15 protein-coding genes and 1 pseudogene are annotated in these 18,119 nt (G+C 55.5%); 10 read left to right on the plus strand and 6 right to left on the minus strand.

Features of this window, described 5'->3' with window-relative positions:
* Positions 1-88: 88 nt before the first annotated feature.
* The 7 genes from D5366_RS02805 (at position 89) to D5366_RS02835 (ending at position 8,120) form a co-directional block, all read left to right on the plus strand.
* Positions 89-1,129: a cysteine synthase A gene (locus tag D5366_RS02805; protein WP_141492213.1), complete on the plus strand. Its 1,041-nt coding sequence runs from the start codon at positions 89-91 to the stop codon at positions 1,127-1,129.
* A gap of 87 nt (positions 1,130-1,216) precedes the next feature.
* Positions 1,217-1,942 carry a response regulator gene (locus D5366_RS02810; RefSeq protein ID WP_141492214.1) on the plus strand — a complete coding sequence of 242 codons (726 nt, stop codon included), beginning with the start codon at positions 1,217-1,219 and terminating at the stop codon, positions 1,940-1,942.
* A gap of 5 nt (positions 1,943-1,947) precedes the next feature.
* Positions 1,948-3,636: an ATP-binding protein gene (locus D5366_RS02815; protein ID WP_141492215.1), complete on the plus strand. Its 1,689-nt coding sequence runs from the start codon at positions 1,948-1,950 to the stop codon at positions 3,634-3,636.
* A gap of 180 nt (positions 3,637-3,816) precedes the next feature.
* The gene (locus D5366_RS02820) at positions 3,817-5,682 is read left to right on the plus strand and encodes a glycosyltransferase N-terminal domain-containing protein (protein WP_141492216.1); all 1,866 of its coding nucleotides are present in this window, start codon (positions 3,817-3,819) and stop codon (positions 5,680-5,682) included.
* A gap of 2 nt (positions 5,683-5,684) precedes the next feature.
* Positions 5,685-6,656 carry a tetraacyldisaccharide 4'-kinase gene (lpxK, locus tag D5366_RS02825; protein WP_373317507.1) on the plus strand — a complete coding sequence of 324 codons (972 nt, stop codon included), beginning with the start codon at positions 5,685-5,687 and terminating at the stop codon, positions 6,654-6,656.
* A complete protein-coding gene (locus D5366_RS02830; protein WP_141492218.1) occupies positions 6,653-7,567 on the plus strand; it encodes a lysophospholipid acyltransferase family protein in 915 nt (304 codons plus the stop codon). Before lpxK ends, D5366_RS02830 begins: the two co-directional genes overlap by 4 nt.
* A gap of 166 nt (positions 7,568-7,733) precedes the next feature.
* Complete coding sequence (locus tag D5366_RS02835) at positions 7,734-8,120, plus strand: hypothetical protein (protein ID WP_141492219.1); 387 nt, start codon at positions 7,734-7,736, stop codon at positions 8,118-8,120.
* 61 nt (positions 8,121-8,181) lie between these two features.
* Here D5366_RS02835 and D5366_RS02840 read toward each other — a convergent pair whose 3' ends face one another.
* Positions 8,182-9,564: a penicillin-binding protein activator gene (locus D5366_RS02840; protein ID WP_240775306.1), complete on the minus strand. Its 1,383-nt coding sequence runs from the start codon at positions 9,562-9,564 to the stop codon at positions 8,182-8,184.
* A gap of 92 nt (positions 9,565-9,656) precedes the next feature.
* On the opposite strand from D5366_RS02840, the gene rsmI reads away from it, so the two are divergent.
* Positions 9,657-10,484: a 16S rRNA (cytidine(1402)-2'-O)-methyltransferase gene (gene rsmI, locus D5366_RS02845; RefSeq protein WP_141493779.1), complete on the plus strand. Its 828-nt coding sequence runs from the start codon at positions 9,657-9,659 to the stop codon at positions 10,482-10,484.
* 11 nt (positions 10,485-10,495) lie between these two features.
* Here rsmI and D5366_RS02850 read toward each other — a convergent pair whose 3' ends face one another.
* The 4 genes from D5366_RS02850 to D5366_RS02870 all read right to left on the minus strand — a co-directional run bounded on the left by D5366_RS02850 (position 10,496) and on the right by D5366_RS02870 (position 15,064).
* Entirely contained in the window at positions 10,496-11,836 is a 1,341-nt protein-coding gene (locus D5366_RS02850; RefSeq protein ID WP_141492220.1) for an aspartate aminotransferase family protein, read from the minus strand.
* 152 nt (positions 11,837-11,988) lie between these two features.
* Positions 11,989-12,636, minus strand: coding sequence for a LolA family protein (locus tag D5366_RS02855; protein WP_240775307.1), 648 nt, complete (start codon positions 12,634-12,636; stop codon positions 11,989-11,991).
* Positions 12,637-12,847: 211 nt separating this feature from the next.
* Positions 12,848-14,233, minus strand: coding sequence for a glutamate--cysteine ligase (locus D5366_RS02865; RefSeq protein WP_141492221.1), 1,386 nt, complete (start codon positions 14,231-14,233; stop codon positions 12,848-12,850).
* Positions 14,234-14,329: 96 nt separating this feature from the next.
* Complete coding sequence (locus tag D5366_RS02870; RefSeq protein ID WP_141492222.1) at positions 14,330-15,064, minus strand: 16S rRNA (uracil(1498)-N(3))-methyltransferase; 735 nt, start codon at positions 15,062-15,064, stop codon at positions 14,330-14,332.
* Positions 15,065-15,154: 90 nt separating this feature from the next.
* Here D5366_RS02870 and ubiA point away from each other — a divergent pair, with 90 nt between their 5' ends.
* Both ubiA and D5366_RS02880 read left to right on the plus strand, forming a co-directional pair.
* On the plus strand, positions 15,155-16,078 hold the full coding sequence (gene ubiA / locus D5366_RS02875; RefSeq protein ID WP_141493781.1) for a 4-hydroxybenzoate octaprenyltransferase: 924 nt from the start codon (positions 15,155-15,157) through the stop codon (positions 16,076-16,078).
* The gene (locus D5366_RS02880; RefSeq protein ID WP_141492223.1) at positions 16,075-16,761 is read left to right on the plus strand and encodes a class I SAM-dependent methyltransferase; all 687 of its coding nucleotides are present in this window, start codon (positions 16,075-16,077) and stop codon (positions 16,759-16,761) included. Before ubiA ends, D5366_RS02880 begins: the two co-directional genes overlap by 4 nt.
* Here D5366_RS02880 and D5366_RS02885 read toward each other — a convergent pair.
* Positions 16,724-18,117, minus strand: a pseudogene (locus D5366_RS02885) (MFS transporter). The gene D5366_RS02880 and the pseudogene D5366_RS02885 overlap by 38 nt on opposite strands.
* Between the last annotated feature and the right edge of the window lie 2 nt (positions 18,118-18,119).

Genomic DNA, 18,119 nt, shown 5'->3' on the forward strand with positions numbered 1-18,119 from the left:
AAAAACGCTCTAATTGGAGCGAACATACCATTGGTCAGGCCAGTAAACCACGTTCGTGGTCACAACCAACACAGTCAGGAGTGACAGTATGACCGACAAGGCTTCTCAGCACCACCGCCCGCTCGGCTGGACACATGCCGCATCAGGCATGATTGACGCCATCGGAGGAACCCCACTGATACGCCTGCGTCGTGCATCAGAAGAAACTGGCTGCGACATTTACGGCAAAGCCGAATTCATGAACCCCGGTGGCTCCGTCAAGGACCGCGCGGCTCTGGCTATTATACAGGACGCCTTTGCCAAAGGCTTACTCAAACCCGGCGGAACCGTGGTTGAGGGTACAGCAGGTAATACTGGCATTGGTCTAACGCTTGTGGCCCAAGCCTTGGGCTGCAAGGCCACCATTGTCGTGCCCGAGACACAAAGCCGGGAGAAGCTCGACTTCCTGAGAATGATTGGGGCTGACCTGCGCCTTGTGCCGGCCAAACCCTACCGTGACCCCGGTAATTACGTTCATTTTTCACGCCGCCTTGCGGAAGAAACGGGCGCTTTCTGGGCCAATCAATTCGACAACACTGCAAATCGTGAGGGCCACCGCACGACAACCGCCGTTGAAATCTGGGAACAAACACAAGGAAAAGTGGATGCCTTTACCTGTGCTTGTGGCACGGGCGGCACTTTGGCGGGCATAGCCCTTGGCCTGCGCGACCAAGCACAAATTGCTGGCAAGACTGCACCGCGAATTGTCCTCGCTGATCCGGAAGGCTCAGGCCTTTATGGATGGGTAAAGGAAAATGATCTTTCCATCGCAGGAGGTTCCATCACGGAAGGAATTGGCCAATCCCGCGTGACAGCGAATCTAGATGGTTGCGCCCCTGACGATGCAGAACGTATTCCGGATGCAGAAGCATTAGAACATGTTTTTGCCCTAACAGCCGATGAAGGCATCTCGCTCGGAGGTTCCTCGGGCATAAATATTGCTTCTGCAGTGCGAACTGCAAGAAAGCTTGGTCCCGGACATACGATTGTTACAATTCTGTGCGATGGAGGATCACGCTACCAATCGAAGCTCTTTAACCCCGAGTTTCTTCGCGCCAAAAACCTGCCCGTTCCACACTGGTTGGCTTAGGCACTAAGTGGAGCATAGTACCGAGGTGCTATCGCTCCACCCAACAAGAAGCCACGGACGAGAGAGGCCTATTTAAGAGAGACTAACATGGCGACCGAAACCCTGCCGCACCTGCTCGTTATCGATGATGACCGTGAAATCCGTGAACTGCTCACGAAGTTTTTAGAGCGCAATCATTTTCGTGTCACAGCCGCGCGCGATGGTCGTGAAGCACGTAAGGCTTGGTCCGCTGGCCATTACCAACTGATCGTCCTTGATCTGATGCTGCCGGGCGAAAGCGGCCTTGAGCTCGCGCGTTGGCTCCGCTCACAAGATAATATTCCCATTATCATGCTCACAGCCATGAGCGATGAAACAGACCGCATTATCGGCCTAGAATTCGGCGCAGACGACTATGTGCCAAAACCATTCAACCCACGCGAGCTTCTGGCACGCATCCGGGCCGTCCTGCGCCGTACAACCGAAACCAGCGAACAGCGCCAAGCTGCTGACACACGCAAACTCCATTTTGCGGGATGGGTACTGGATCCGGTGCGTCGTCGCCTGATCAACCCTCAAGGCGCTGAAGTACCGCTGACAGGCGGTGAGTACGACCTGCTTATGGCGCTTCTGGACCGCGCAAACCGCGTCCTGACACGCGACATGCTGCTCGAATTGTTGCGTGGCCGCCAAGCTGGTCCGTTTGACCGCGCCATTGACGTCGCAGTCAGCCGCCTGCGCCGCAAGCTCGAAGATGACGGACGCAACGCTCAGGTTATCAAGACTGTACGCGGTGGTGGGTACGTCCTCGCAGCTGAAGTAGAGCGCGCCTAAAACTTATGCGCCTGCTTCCCTCCTCCCTTGTTACCCGCACAAGCCTGTTGCTGATTGTTGGGCTCGCCATCGTTGAACTGACGAGCCTTTTCATCCACGCGATGGACCGTCTCGATACAACGGAGCGGGCGGAGCTGCATAACTACCAACTCCAGACCTTCACAATTTACTGCACCTTTGCACAAGCTGACCCGGATGACCGGGCAGCTTTGCTAAAGGAACTCAACCTGCCTGATAATTTGACAGTTCTGCTGCTCAAAAAACCAGACCCGAACGTCCCCAACCATCCTATCCCTCTACCGGGCCGTAACTTCCCTGCACCGGGAAACCGTCTGGACGGTCGCGCTGATGAGCGCTTCCAGTCCAACGCGCCTCTTTTTAATGGACCACCACCAGGAATGGGCATGGAAATGCCCCGCCCTGAAAACATGCCAATGCCTGACAATATGCAGGCGCCTCAGGGAAACTCTCCCATGCGGCAGGAGAACTCTGCTCCACCGCGATATCCGTTCCCTGATCAGGACTGGCATGGGCCAGCCCCTCAAAACGATAATTCTGGCGGCCCGTTCATGCCGTCTCCGCCGAACGGTCAGCGTCCGGAGGAAATGGAATCACAACCCAACTTTATCCACTCCCCCCCGCGTGAGACGCCACTCCTCATTCGGTGGGCGCTACTGCCGCGTGCGCTTTACCCGCTGGATGCCCAAGGCGGCAGCATTTTACGGACACGCTCAACATCACTCCTGCTGCCGGATGGCAAAACCTGGGTCGTTGTAAGACTGACCCTGGACCTGCCAAATCCCTTTGGTACACCCGGCACGGTCATTGCGTTCCTAATCACCTCTTTGGTGGGCAGTACGCTGATTGTATGGTCCATTCGCCGGATGATGGCACCCGTGGAAACGTTGGCAAGCGCAGCGGAGGCCTTGGGGCGAGACATGAACAGCAGCGCTGCCTCCCTACCGGAGACAGGCCCGTCCGAACTGCAACGCGCTTCGATCGCCTTCAACACAATGGCACGGCGGATCCAGCGTTTCGTCACCGATCGTACGCTCATGCTCACAGCGATCGGCCATGATCTACGCACGCCAATTACGCGCCTTAAACTCCGCGCTGAATTCATTGACGACGATGAACTGCGTACAAAAGTGCTCGCCGATCTGGACGAAATGGAAGCCATGGTTTCCTCCACCCTCGCCTTTGGTCGTGACAGTTCGGCGAACGAGCCTCTCGTCTCGCTTGACCTGCGCGCACTGCTTGAAACCATCGTTGACGAAGCTATCGAGAGCCAGCCTCAAAAAGCCGACTCTTTGCACTTCACTCCACCCAACAGCCCAGTAGAAATCCGTGCGCGTTCCGTTGCTTTAAAGCGCGCCCTGAATAACTTGATTCTAAACGCCCTCAAATATGGCGGCAGTGCAATTGTGACTCTCACTCTGCAAAATACGGGTAAGAAGCAAGGGCGACATGTTAGAATTTTGATTGAGGATAACGGCCCCGGACTATCCGGTGACGACTTGGAGCGAGTTTTCGAGCCCTTTTTCCGAACCGAAGCGAGCAGAAACTGTGAAACAGGCGGTACCGGCCTCGGCCTGTCTATCGCCCGGACTATTTTGCGTGGCCAAGGCGGAGATGTCTATTTGGAGAACCGTAAAGAAGGCGGCCTACGCGCAGTGGTTACACTCGCCCTTTAAACGCCTAACGCTGAACGGAAGAATTCTGCACATAGGCTGAGCTTTATTGACAAAAACAGATAAAGCTCAGCCCGCAACTCATCGCACCGGAACCACGTACAAAAGATTTCGCTAAGCACATTGGTTCTCAACTTTGTGCTGTTTTTTGCGGCACAGCTTTATTCCGTGCTACTAAAATCTATGACCTTTACAGCGCGTGTTATCCATCTTTGGCTTGGATTTTGTCTTCGCACCACGCGCTGGCAAATTACTGGCACACCAACGAGACGTGCCGCCCTTACTCGGAGCAATACTGGCCAGGTCATCGCGTTCTGGCACCGACATCTTGCCCTCGCTCCAGCTTTATGGCTTTGGGCGCGCTCAAAAGAGCCAAGCCTCAAAATGCACGTCTTTATATCCCGCAATAAAGACGGCCGCCTTATCGCAGATGCTGTTCGCCCATGGGGCGTTACTGCTTTGCATGGCTCAACGGCACGACGCGGGAAAGATAAAGGCGGGGCCGCAGCTCTACGCTCAGCGTTAAAAATACTAAATGCAGGGCACCTCGTTGCTATCACACCGGACGGCCCCCGCGGCCCGGCCGAGCACGTTCAGCCCGGTGCAGAGGCTCTCTCCCGTATAGCAAAATGCCCTTTGACGCCGGTGGGTATGGCTGCAAGCGGAATACGCCTGCCCTCTTGGGACAGGCTGATTTTGCCCATTCCTTTTGGCAGAGGCTTCATTAATCCCGGGCCGCCGCTTGTTAAAGCTGATGCGGCAACACTGCGTGACGCCCTCCTCGACGCGAACAAAGACGCAGAAACACAATACGCGCAGACACGCAGAACCCCTATCGAGATACTCTGGGCTGGCATTGGCACTGCTCTCGCTCCCGCCCTCACAGTAATGACACGCACCCGCCTACGGAGGGGAAAAGAATTACCCAATCGCGTGCGTGAGCGAATGGGCCTTTCCCCAACATTGCCCTATGCACGCCCTCCGTTGTGGATTCATGCTGCAAGCGTTGGTGAAACCCTCTGCGCACGCCCATTGCTGGATGCCCTTCTCGCTACAGACCCAGCACTGCCCATTTTATTTACCACCGCCACCGTCACAGGCGGCGCAATACTGGCGCAGCACCCAGCATTCGGAACCAGAATTACACACCAATTCATTCCTCACGATGTGCCGCGCTGGACCAAACGCTTTCTGGACCGCTGGACACCCAGCGGGGCTGTTTTTGTCGAGAGCGAATTATGGCCGGGCATCGTGACCGAACTCTCACGCCGCCATATCCCCATCATGGTGGTCAATGGCCGCTTATCTGACCGCTCCGCACGGCGCTGGCAACGCTGGCAACGCTTCACGCGCTCGCTTTTCTCTCGTCTAGAGTGGGTCGCAGCGCGTGGTGAAGAAGATGCAGCGCATTTTAAAACCTTAGGGGTCCGCAAAGTCTACAATCACGGTGATCTGAAACGTGATGCCGCACCATTGCCTTACGACCACGCAGAATTTTTACGCCTTCGTGACCTCATCGGAGAGCGCCCCGTATTTGTCGCCGCGTCCACCCATGCGGGAGAAGAGGAGATCATCCTACAAGCCGCAGAACGGGCGCGTGCAACACGGCCCGACTTGCTTACCATTCTTGTACCACGACACCCCAATCGTGGGGCAGAGTTGTCCAAGCGTTTTGCCCTGCCGAGCCGTCAAAATGGACAAGACCCTGACGCAAAAATGCCTGTATTTATGGCAGATACTTTAGGGGAACTTGGCCTCTTTTACCGGTTAGCGTCTATGTGCTTTGTCGGGCATTCACTTCTCCCCCCGGGTGGAGGGCACAACCCTTTTGAACCCCTCAGATTAGGGGTGCCAACAGCAACAGGCCCCCATATGGGCAACTGGCGAGAAGCCGTTAAGCAACTTTCTCACTCGCTACACATCGTTGCAAATACCGACAGCTTGGCGCAATGGTTAGTAGCGGTTGAGACATTCCCGACCGGCCCCTTGCCTGAAACACGCCTTGTCCATGCCCTGACAACGACTATTCTGGAGACTTTGGAGCGATGAGGTTGCGCCCCCCCCGCTTCTGGACCTCGGATAAGCCCGGAGTACTCTCACGGGCCTTAACGCCCGCAAGCAGGCTCGTAAGCCGCATAGCAGAACAGCGCAGCAGCCGGACGGGTTACCACGCCTCCGTGCCAGTATTGTGCTGCGGCAACGTTACGACCGGGGGGACCGGCAAAACACCGTTGACGTTTGATCTCGTGCAAAGGCTTAAGGAACGCGGCCGCAATCCGCATATTTTGAGCCGCGGCCACGGTGGACGGGAGCACGGTCCGGTTGCTGTCGATCCCGGGCGTTACACGGCACGAGATGTCGGAGATGAGCCTATGCTCCTCTCAGCCTGTGCCCCGACATGGATCGGGGCTAACCGCGGAGAAACGGCACGCCTTGCAGTCAGTGAAGGTGCGGACTGCCTCGTCATGGACGATGGCTTTCAAAACACCACACTCGAAAAAACAATGTCTCTGTTAGTAGTCGATGGCGCAACAGGGTTTGGTAATCGGCACGTATTGCCAGCCGGACCTTTACGCGAAAACCTTACCGCAGCTTTTGCACGAGCCAGCGCCCTTATCCTTATCGGCGATGATAAGCGTCACATTCGCGCCACGACCCCAGCCACGCTGCCCATCTTTCAGGCGCGCCTCATTCCGGGCCCAGAAATTCGGCGCTTACAAGGCGTACGGGTCATTGCTTTTGCAGGCATTGGGCGGCCTGACAAATTTTTTACCATGCTGCGCGAGGCAGGCGTCGACCCTGTGCGCACCATCAGCTTTCCTGACCACCACAACTACAGCGCCCGTGATATTAACCGGCTTGATGCTTTGCGGTTGGAAGCCAACACTACCCTTGTCACAACCGCCAAAGACGCCATCAAACTTCCCCCAAGTTTTCGGGCACAGGTAACGATCATCGGCGTAGACCTGCTTTGGGAAGACCCAAAAGCACCCGATTTATTGCTGGACCAACTCTTTGCATGACCAAATTACTCCACCGCGCGGAGCATGCTCTCCTCCGTAGCCTACTGTTTGCCCTCCGCCAAATCCCGGCATCGTCAGCATCGAATTTTGGCGGTTGGCTCGCCCGGATTATAGGCCCCGCACTCCCCGTTTCCCGCGTAGCAAACCGTAATTTGCAACTCGCTTTCCCCGCTATGACGGAGCACGACAGAGGGAAAACCGTCCGTGACAGCTGGGAAAACTTAGGCCGCACTGTCGCTGAGCTGCCCCATATCGGCACACTCCCCCATAACAGCCTGTCAGGCCCAGGCTGGAGCGTCGAAGGCGCAGAACACCTAGAAGCTGCACGCCTGAGCGCACGGCCTGTTATTTTCTTTTCAGGGCATATCGGCAACTGGGAGCTAATGCCTCCTGCAGTGGCGCATTATGGCCTCCCCTTTGCATCTTTCTACCGTGCCGCAAGCAATCCACTCGTCGATCAACTGATTCGCGACCTGCGACAAAGCACCATGCAACAAGAGGCGTTGATGTTTCCCAAAGGAGCCAAAGGTGCTCGGAGCGCTTTGAAACATCTCGCGCAGGGAGGGCATCTTGGCATTCTCGGTGACCAAAAAATGAATGACGGCATCGAAGTCACTCTTTTTGATCACCCCGCGATGACTGCCTCTGCCGCCGCTGTTTTCGCACTGCGGCACAACGCCTTGATTGTTACGGGGCACGTCCGGCGCGACGGTCCGGCACGACTCGTCTTGGTGGTGGATCCGCCTTTCAGCCCCACACCGACAGACGACCGTCAAGCTGACGTCCAGACCCTAACCCAAACCCTCAACCACAAGCTTGAGGACTGGGTCCGCGAAAAACCCAGTTCATGGCTTCTCTTTCACCGGCGTTGGGCAAAACCGCTCTACCGCCAGAAGGAAGCAGCCCTCTAAGCTATGCGTTTTACGCATGGCTGAATTGCCACAGTAAGGAAAGTTTGTTGCGCCAAAAGGCACTTTTGTGAAGTTTCCTGTTGTGAAAAGGCGTTTAAGCCCCTTAGCCTGCATGTATCAGTTTTTAACCGGGCTCTTTTCCCAAGCATCGCGGAGGGTTTTCCTGATGCCACAACAGGCAACTTCCCAGCACTTTTCACCGCAGGTTGCCGAGTGTTCGAACATCGTGCCTCTGCGCCAAGGTGTTCTGCCTCGCCATCGTGAATATCTCTCACGTTGGCTGGAAGCTGGCCTGCGCATGGGTCTGTTCGATGCCGAAATTACTACAACATCACAGCGTGGCGAGACCCATGAGAGTTCAGCCGCAATTGAACATATTCTTGTTTGGGTCCGTGAAAATCCTCAGCCCGCTTACATGCTGCGCCCACAAGGCATGCACTGGGTTCTGATTGATCAACTGCGTGAACACAAACTCGGAAGCTATTCAAGCTTTGAAGTCGCTTTGAACACCATCCGCCCTGTGCTGCCTACTGCAGAAATTTTCGCTGCTTAAACACACTCTTTACCCTGCACTCGCTGCTCATCCAGCCAGCGCAGGGAAGATTAAACCTAAATCACGATGGGCGCAGGGCAACATCACGCGAGGCCGGCACCACAATCCGCGAACCACCCACACGCTGGATCTGGAAAACGGCTAAGTTGCGGCTCACATGCCCATCTGGACGCAGTCGGAACAAACCATCTACACCGACAAAACCGTCAGAGCGTGTCAAAGCAGCCTGATCAACATGCCCCGACCGCGCAACGACATTTGCGAGAGCCCCAGCGTCATAAGCGAAGTCCGTCACGGGTGACGGTGCCTGCCCATAAACCGCTTTATACCGCGCAACGTAACCATTTCTGTCGCGGGCATCTGGAGCAGCGTACCAAGCGCCATGCAACGCACCAAGCTTTGCATCAAAGGCCTTCCAAAGGGCTGGCCCCATAATCTGTACCTGCGCAGTGTCCACATGGTCTTCTTGCAGTGCTGAAATGACCTGCCCAAGCGCCAAGCCCGTGTCAGCAAGCAGCAGCGCGTCAAAAGGCGGAGGCGCAATTTGTGCTGGCGCTGTTGTTACGGGAGGGGCGGCGGCGGCCACCGCCTGTGACGCATCCTGAGCCGCAGTAGGATCAATTGCTGAAGGACCACTTGCCGCTGGTGAAGTGTCTGTGGCGGTAGCTGCCGGTGCCGTAGGCTGACGAGCTGCAATGTTAGACAGTGTCTTCAGGCCGTCATGAATATTGGCTTCGTCAGAGGTGTGAAAAACGATTTGTGGTGCGCCCAGTGCAGCATCCCGGCAAGCCGTGGTGAGGCCCTCAGCCATTGCGTGGCCCAGAGGGTTATCCGGTAAAAACGCCGCGAATGTTTTGCGTCCGGTTGCACGAGCGGCGTCCACCATCCGGCGCACTTGTTGCTCAGGCGTAAGGCCCATAACCCAAACCCCGGGACGGGCCTGCGTTGAATCGCTCGTAAAGGCCAGAACTGGCTTGCCTGCACTGGCGGCCACGGGCGCGACGGCGGCTGTTTCTGTAGCCGTCAAAGGCCCTAGCAATAAGGCATCTCCGTGGGACAGAGCCACTTGTGCAGCAGCTGCAGCGCCACCCGGCCCATTACTGTCCTGCACATCAAGTACAGGCGCCCCTGATGACGACAACGCCAATTTAGCAGCATCGCGCATGCGCAGGCCAATCGGGCCGAAACGTCCGCTTAACGGCAGAATCAGCCCCACTTTAGGAGCATTTTGCGCTATGCTTGTTCCATTACCCCCGGACGGTGCAATTGGTGGTCCAGCCTCGTTATTTGCGCAAGCGGCAAGGCCAAAAGCCGTACCCAAAGCCAAAAACGTGCGAAAATGCCTTGGCATAGCCACACTGAACGGCTCTAAGCAGGTACGCTTTACTTCTTGCAAAGACGCTTTGCGCTTATTGGTCGAGGATACAGATGTCCGAGCAATCATGGTCTGCTGAAACTCCCTTAAGCGAGGTGACCGCATCATCGTCAAATGCCCCGCTCACCGAGGCCAACCCGGTGGGGGGAGGCTCCCTGATATTGGTTGCAACTCCAATCGGCAACCTTGGCGATATCAGCGCAAGGGCAATTGAAGCTCTTCGTACGGTTGAAGCCATACTGTGTGAAGATACGCGCGTCACGGCCAAATTGTTGACGGCACACGGAATCACCACACCGACTTACACACTGCACGATCATAACGAAGCAGAGAAGATTCCGTTTCTTTTGGAAAAACTTCACGCGGGGTCCCGTTTCGCCGTGGTCTCCGACGCTGGGACACCACTGGTTTCTGACCCGGGCTTCCGCCTCGTCCGCGCTGCGATTGATGCCAATATTCCCGTTAGCACCACCCCCGGCCCCAATGCTGTCATCACAGCGCTGACACTCTCCGGGCTGCCTCCTCACCCATTCACCTTTCTTGGCTTCCCTCCACCCAAGAGTGAAGCCCGCACCAGCACCTTTTCAGGATTGCGCGCTGCTGAACAAGCAGGTCTACGCTCTACTTTAATCTGGTACGAAGCACCTCACCGCCTTGTAGCATCGCTCGAAGACCTCATCAGCGTATTCGGCCCAGACCGGGACGCTGCGGTCGGGCGGGAATTGACAAAGCGCTTCGAGGAAATGGTGCGTGGCAGTTTGAAAACCGTGCACGAGCACTTCTTGCAGCATGCACCACGCGGTGAAATCACCCTCCTGATTGGCCCGGCAGCCGAGACTGATACCGGCGCAGCAGATCTGGACACTTTGTTGCGCGAGGCTTTGCAGCACCATTCCGTCAAAGACGCTGCCTCTCTCGTTGCTGGTATGGTCAAGCTTCCCAAACGCACGGTTTACAGCCGCGCGCTTGAACTCTCCCGCGAGATTTAACGCACAGCCCCTCAAACCTTGCTGGTTTGGGGGGCTAGGACACTATTAATCGCCTTTTCCAACATATCGACCATGCCCAGCAATTCCGCCTCACTTGCAATGAAAGGCGGCGCCAGCAGCATATGATCGCCATTTTTACCATCGCGCGTCCCCGACATAGGGTAACAAAGCAAACCAGCTTCAAAAGCCACTTTTTGTAGGCGATTGGCCAAATTTACCTCTGGTGGAAAAGGCTCCTTACCCATCCGGTCTTGAACAAACTCAATGCCCCAAAACAATCCACGGCCACGTATGTCACCCACATAAGGATGCGCAGCAAAACGCTCGCGGAGCTTTCTTTCCAGAAATCTGCCACGCTCCCGCACTTGGGACACCAAATCGCGGTCTATAATGTTTTTGAGCACAGCCCGGCCGGCCGCCGCAGCAACCGGATGCCCTAAATACGTGTGACCGTGCTGGAAAAAGCCACTCCCCTTGGCAATCGTATCGTACACAGCTCCCGTGCACAGCATCGCGCCAATAGGCTGAAATCCCGCTCCTAACCCCTTGGCAATGCACAAAATATCGGGGCTCACTTCATCAGCTTCGCACGCGTACAAATAGCCAGTACGGCCCATTCCGCACATGACTTCATCCAGAATCAATAAAACACCATACTGATTGCAGATTTCGCGAATACGCTTGAAATAACCCGGCACGGCAGGTACCGCGCCCAGCGTCGCGCCCACGACAGGCTCTGCAATGAAGGCCATGACAGCGTCTTTGCCCAGCCGCAGGATCTCGGCTTCGAGCTCATTCGCAACCCGCAAGCCGTAATCTTCAACTGTTTCATCCGCCGAGCGGTCCATGTATTCGTAGCAAGGCGCAATGTGGCTTACATCAACCAGCAATGGTGCATACTGCGCCCGGCGCCACTCATTCCCACCAACGGCAAGTGCCCCAAGAGTATTACCGTGGTAGCTCTGCCTCCGCGCAATCACATGCCGTCTTTGAGGTTCACCACGCTCGACGTGGTATTGCCGAGCCAGTTTAATTGCTGATTCAACAGCCTCGGAACCACCCGAAACCAGATAAACTTTCTCGAGCCCCTCAGGCGCGTGGGCGATCAAAAGTGAAGCTAATTCCTCAGCCGGTAAGGACGTGAAAAACCGCGTATGTGCATACGCCAAGCTATCTAATTGCTCTTTAATGGCTTCAACGACATGCGGGTTGGAATGACCCAGACATGAGACTGCGGCCCCGCCCGACCCGTCAAAATAACACTTGCCGCTTTGATCAATAATAAAACACCCATCCCCGGAAACAGCGACGGGACGTGAACCATGACATGAACGCGGAAAAATATGGGACACAGAGCACACTTTCGAAAATATTCTCCGGACCGAGTTTCCGCCCTCGTTGCTAAAAGACGGAAACTCAATTCAGAATAAAATTTCGAAAACCATTCTCGATTAATACCGCTTACGCAACATCTTTATGCCGCGCAGAGTTATAAAAAGAGCCTCTATTCTTGGGATTTTGGCAAAACAAACAAAGAGGGAGCTAGTGCCAGGCCGGTCTTCACATCGGACAAGGCAATTTTTGTAACGCGCCCCTGCGCATCGACAACCGTCCAACCCTGCAAAGCCAGAGGCTGCTCACTGAAATGTAACGTCAGGGTCCCCTCACCCGGATTGTCACTTCGCACAAGACCAACATTCAACGCTCCCTGCTCATGGCTGAACGTCGTAACCGTAACATCGCCAGAAAGCTTCGGGTTAGGCCGCAGTAAGAGGCCAAGAGGCGTGCGGTCCAGCGGTATGGTCGTGACCTGATCAATGCTCCGGTCTTGGAAAACCACCCTTCCGTCATTTGCAACGAGCAGAAGCGGGCTAGGTGCATCATAGTCAAAACGCATTTTGCCCGGCTGCCCCGTCACCCGCGCGAGTGATGCCGTGCCGTGCGTTACGCCACCGTCAGGCGCTGTTTGGGCAAAGCGCGCCTGAAGCGTGCTGATACCACCTAGCGTATCCTGAATGCGTTCCAACCAACCTTGGTCAACAGGCTTGAGGACAGCAGCCCGCGTTTGCGCTTCCACAGGCGTCACCGACAGCACCACACACGCTGCCGCCACAGAAAAACCGAGAACACGGATAAAACGCGAAAACATCATAACGAACTACCGATCACTACGCCGGTTGCAAAAACAAGTGCCCTACCCAATAGCGACTGCACTCACACAGAGCCAGAAAGCGTATCCTGATATCGTCGGCGTATCCACGAAATTAGGACCAATTCCACGAGCACAGCAATAACAGCTACGGCAAAAGCAAGGTGAAAATCTGGCACGAGGAAGAGTAAAATATGGCCAGCCCCAGCAGTGCTTACACTTCAGCGTGCAGGAAAAGCGGCCTTACATCCCCGCCCCAAGCACCATTGAAAAGGTCCAGCCAGTGCTCAGCCTGCGTTGGACCTCCATCAGCAATAGCCTGCAAAGGAGACAAAAACTGTGCTTCGTCGCGCGCTCTCGCCCGCAACCCTTGCTCTGCCAAAGCCATTACACGGCGTGCCAGTGCTCTTAGCCCGCCGGGGAAAGGTGCATTCATGGCCAGCATAGGCACGTCGGCCCTTAGCTGTTGGTACACTGCCCAATCCTGCTCCCGGACCAGCGCCTCGACCTCAATTAAGGTTGCAGGGTCATAGAGTAGACCGACCCACAAGGCAGAATGTGCAACCATCATTTGCGGAGAGCCTGCGTCTGCCCCTCGCATTTCAAGGAATTGTTTTAAACGCACATCTGGGAAGGCCGTCGTCAAATGGTCTTCAAAATCACCAATTGTGGGTTGCTGATCGGCGTAGCCCTTCAGCCCCTCTGGCGTCTCGCCTGCCAGCCAGCGGCGGAAAGATGCACCAGCTACATCGATATTTCGTCCATCACGCGCGACGAAATACATGGGTACATCAAGAACCCAATCAACGTAGCGCTCAAACGTGAAATTCTCAGAGAAGAAGCCCGAAGGCTGTCCTGATCGAGCGTTATCTGTATCCGTCCAGATGCGGCAGCGGTTTGACAGATAGCCGTTCGCTTTACCCTCAAGGAAAGGCGAATTGGCCATCAGCGCACTCACCAGCGGTTGGAGCGCCAGAGAGACACGCATTTTGCGCGCCATATCGGCCTCGTCCGAAAAATCCAAATTAACCTGAACCGTTGATGAACGCGTCATCATGTCAAGACCAAGCGCACCTACCTGCGGCATATAGCGGCGCATGATTGCGTAACGGCTTTTGGGCATCCAAGGCATTGCATCGCGCGTCCAAAGCGGCTGAAAACCCACTGGCGCAAAGCCAAGTCCCAGTTCGCGTGCGGGCCCACGGATCAAATCAAAATGCGCCCGCATCTCGCGGTCAGTTTCCTGTAACGTCTGCAAAGGCGCACCGGATAGTTCAAACTGCCCCGCAGGCTCTAAAGAAATCGAGCTGCCCTTCTGGCCGTTAATGCCCTTCAGACCGATGACGGCCTCACCATCTTTAATCGGCTCCCAGTCCGGGCCTGCCAGATTGTTCAATAAGGCGCCTATGCCACGCGGCTCGTAAGCAGGCGGCGCGAAAGCTTTTCGTCCGTCCGAGGCATCGGGGCGGATAAAGCCGAATTTTTCATGCTCTGTACCAATCTTCCACTGGCTCTGCGGTTTGTTACCACGCGCCAGAACCTCGACGAGTTGCGCACGGTTTTCGATCGGTGCGCTGTTAGTCTTGCCGGGGTTGGACATTGCTTTCAGACCTTATACTCTAAATCGATTGTTCGATGGTGATAGAACTGCTTTCCGTGGCTGTTGTAGCAGGTCCGGCGCGTCTGTCACCCTTCGTCATACTGATGTGTTTTTATGCACACGGACAGCCAAACGAGACAAGCCCGCACAAACAGCGGTATCAGCCCGCAAAACCAAAGAACCAAGAGAGAGCGCATGCACAAAACTCAGCCCGCGCAAGCGCTGCATCTCTGCCGGTGAGAAGCCACCTTCCGGTCCTACTAACAGCCCTACCTCCGCAGCACTCTCGCAGGGCTGCTCGGTGCCCGGTTGGCGCTCTAACGCAGCATAGAGCACATCCGTTTCAGACCATTCTGCAAGGCGCGTAAAGAGAGGTTTCGGGGTCTCTATTTCCGGCACGTCCAGGCGTTCACATTGCTCAGCTGCCTCAGTCGCGATCAACGTCAATCGCTCCAAGTTTAACCGATGCGTGTTGGTCCGCTCTGTAATGACCGGCAAAAACCGTTTAACTCCAAGCTCCGTCCCCATACGGATAACCAACTCCGTTGCATCTCGCTTGAGCGGAGCAAACAACAGCACCGCCCCCTCTGTCGGCTGGGCTACCCTCTTCTGCTCAACAAAGCAGATCGTACCCTTATCCTTACGCAGCGTTGAAAGCGTCGCCTCCCACTCGCCGTCTTTCGCATTAAAGACCCGAAGAACATCTCCAACGCTTTGCCGCATTACAGACCCTAAGTAATGGGCCTGACCTGGCGTCAAAGAACAAACCTCGCCTTGGGCAAAAGGCAGATCATTCGGGGCGCAATATAAGCGGGGGGCATCACGACTCATAAGTAATGAATAACCTGCCTGAGAACACGGAGCAAATGCCATGCCAGATAGGGCTTGACGTCTCCGCACCTCCACCGCATCACGACAGACATGACAGCCGCCACACCACACACCGATATTCGCCTCTCTGGATGGATTGGCCGCTTGCCAAACCCTTGGCGTTCATACGCCTTGCTTGCGCGCCTAGACCGACCAGTCGGAACGTGGCTGCTGTTTTTACCTGGGATATGCGGGCTTTTTCTGGCCGATAGCGCAACACCTCTCGCAACACGCCTCATATACACCATCCTCTTTGGCATTGGTTCGCTCATCATGCGTTCCGCCGGGTGCGTCGTGAACGATATCTGGGACCGGGACATTGACGCCAAAGTCAGCCGCACAGCAGGGCGTCCCCTTGCGAGCGGTGCCCTATCCCTCAAACAAGGCCTCTTACTGTTAGCTGTGCTGCTGTTAGGCGGGCTGATCATCCTCTTGAGCCTGCCTCAAGCGTGTTGGGCACTAGCCCCTCTCGCCTTGCTTTTAGTCGCCCTCTACCCGGCGGCAAAAAGAGTAACATGGTGGCCACAGCTTGTTATGGGCTTTACCTTTGGCTTCGGTGCCCCCATGGGCTACGCCGCAGCCGGCGGCCGTTTTGATACGAGCGGATTTCTCCTCTATGCGGCCGTGATTCTCTGGCAGTTGGGCTTTGATACCATATATGGCTTTCAGGACATGGAAGACGACGCCCGTATTGGCGTGCGTTCAACATCTCGCCTAATGGCCGATTATCCTCGCCTGTTCATCGGGGCGTGCTATGGCTTCGCGCTCATCTGCTTTGCACTGTCCGGCTTGTATGCACATTTATCGGCAGGGTTCTGGGCGCTACTGCTCATTGCCGCAGTTTATCTCGCCCAGCAGGCCTTTAGAATCAAACCGCAAAACGCACCGAACTGCCTTGCCCTTTTCCGCCAGAACGTTCCTATCGGCATGGTTCTCGCCTTGGCGTTCGTTCTTGGTCGCTTGGGCTTATCATGACAACATGCGCTCGCCATTTGGACTTTATTCGGGCTCACACAACTCAGGCTCACGCGCCATTAGTACCCGAAATACCTCTGTATCTTGCAACGGAAATTACGCCCCTCTGGCAGGCCAGTTCAGACTTTCTTGAGCGCCATAATCTGGAGCCGCCTTATTGGGCCTTTGCATGGCCGGGCAGCCAACTCATAGCGCGCACGATCCTAGACAACCCGAACCACATACGTGGCAAAACCGTTCTCGATTTTGCATGCGGGGGCGGTCTGGCAGGCATTGCGGCTGCCAAGGCAGGTGCACAAACCGTTAGCGGCAACGATATTGATAGCTTCGCACTAAGCGCACTTACCTTAAACGCCGCACTTAACGAGGTCACTGTTTCTCCGGTCACTGGAGACCTTGTTGGTACTCAACCGGAATGTGACATCATGATCGTCGGAGATGTCTGCTACGACGCAGCCATGACGGCCCATATTCTTCCTTGGCTCGCACGCTGTGCAACGCGGTGCGAAGTCTGGCTTTGCGACCCGGGACGGCATTACGGCCCCCAGGGTAAAAACGAGCACAGTAATCTGTTCAGCAGCTTGGAAGTACTAAGCCAAAAGAACATTCCAACATCACGGGACCTCGAAAGCGCTGATACACGCCTTACGACGCTTTACCGCCTGCCCAAAACTCCCGCGTAACACTCAGGAATGCGGCCAGCCCCGCCATACTTGCCGCACCGGCAAGACACAGGCTGGAGGGGTGCTCAAAAGCTGTAAATAAGGCCGCGACGAACAAAGCACCTGTGGTTTGCCCCCCAGACGCGCAACAGACAACATACCGCTAGCACTGCCCTCTCGCCCTTTTGGCGCGCTGAGCATAATGGCGCGGTTATTCGGTGGCTGGAAGGTTCCAAAACCACACCCGGATAATAAAGTACGCCAAATTATATCGAGGTTTGAAGCATCAGCTGGCAACAACCACAGCAGGAAGAACCCAATGGTAACGGTGACCATCCCGATACTGCTTAAGATAGATGCAGGCACCCGATCTGAAAAAAGCCCTACAACGTAAGACATTAGCGCAACGCCAACCGCCCAAGGCGAAATAAGCAGGCCGATCGTCGCCGGGTCACGGTGGAACATCAAGTTTAGCGTCAAAGGCATGGCAACAATGTATAAATTAGACGCAATGAAACTCATGTAACCGACAAGGCAGGCCAGCATAAACGGTCTACGCTTCAGTAGATCGACCGGCACGATAGGTTCTGCTCGACATTTCTGTAAACGCAGAAGCTGCCACCAACACAGCACCCCGACGATGGTGACCAATCCGCCCATTGGAAGCATCCCATGGGAAAGTCCATCCAGCCCAATACCGATACAAGCAAACGCTAACACCGTTAGGAGCGACCCCGTCACATCAACCGGTGCGGTGCTGTGCGGCGTCTCGGGCAACGCAAAACGCGCCATGAGCAACGCAGCTAATGCTAACGGCAGGTTGATCCAAAAAATCCAAGGCCAGGATGCAACAGAAAGCACAACCGAGCCGAGCGTCGGACCAACAGCCACTCCAATCCCGATAAATAGGCCGTTGATCGAAATACCCCGTCCGAGCTCAGATTTGGGGTAAATAAAACGCACCAGAGCCAAATTGACACTCATGATGCAAGCACCGCCAACCCCCTGCAGAGCACGCGCCAAAGCAATTTCCGGCAAAGTTTTGGAGAGTGCACATGCGACCGAAGCAATGAGAAAAAGAATAATCCCACATTGGCTCATGCGCGCATAACCAAACCGCGCCCCCAATGACGCAAGCGGTAATAAGCAAGAAAGATTTGCGAGCTGATAAGCATTCACAACCCAGATCACACTGGATTCGGGGGTGTGAATATCATGCGCTATTGCTGGAAGTGCGACATTAGCGACCGCATAATCCAGCACAGACAAAAGCAGCGAGAGCAAAACGGCCGACATGGCCGTGATGCGTCGCGCTCCATATAACCCGGTATCAGCAGAAGAAAGTGAAATGCCCTGAACGTCTGCTGATACCGCCACTG

Source organism: Neokomagataea tanensis (assembly GCF_006542335.1).
GTDB classification, from domain to species: Bacteria; Pseudomonadota; Alphaproteobacteria; order Acetobacterales; family Acetobacteraceae; genus Gluconobacter; species Gluconobacter tanensis.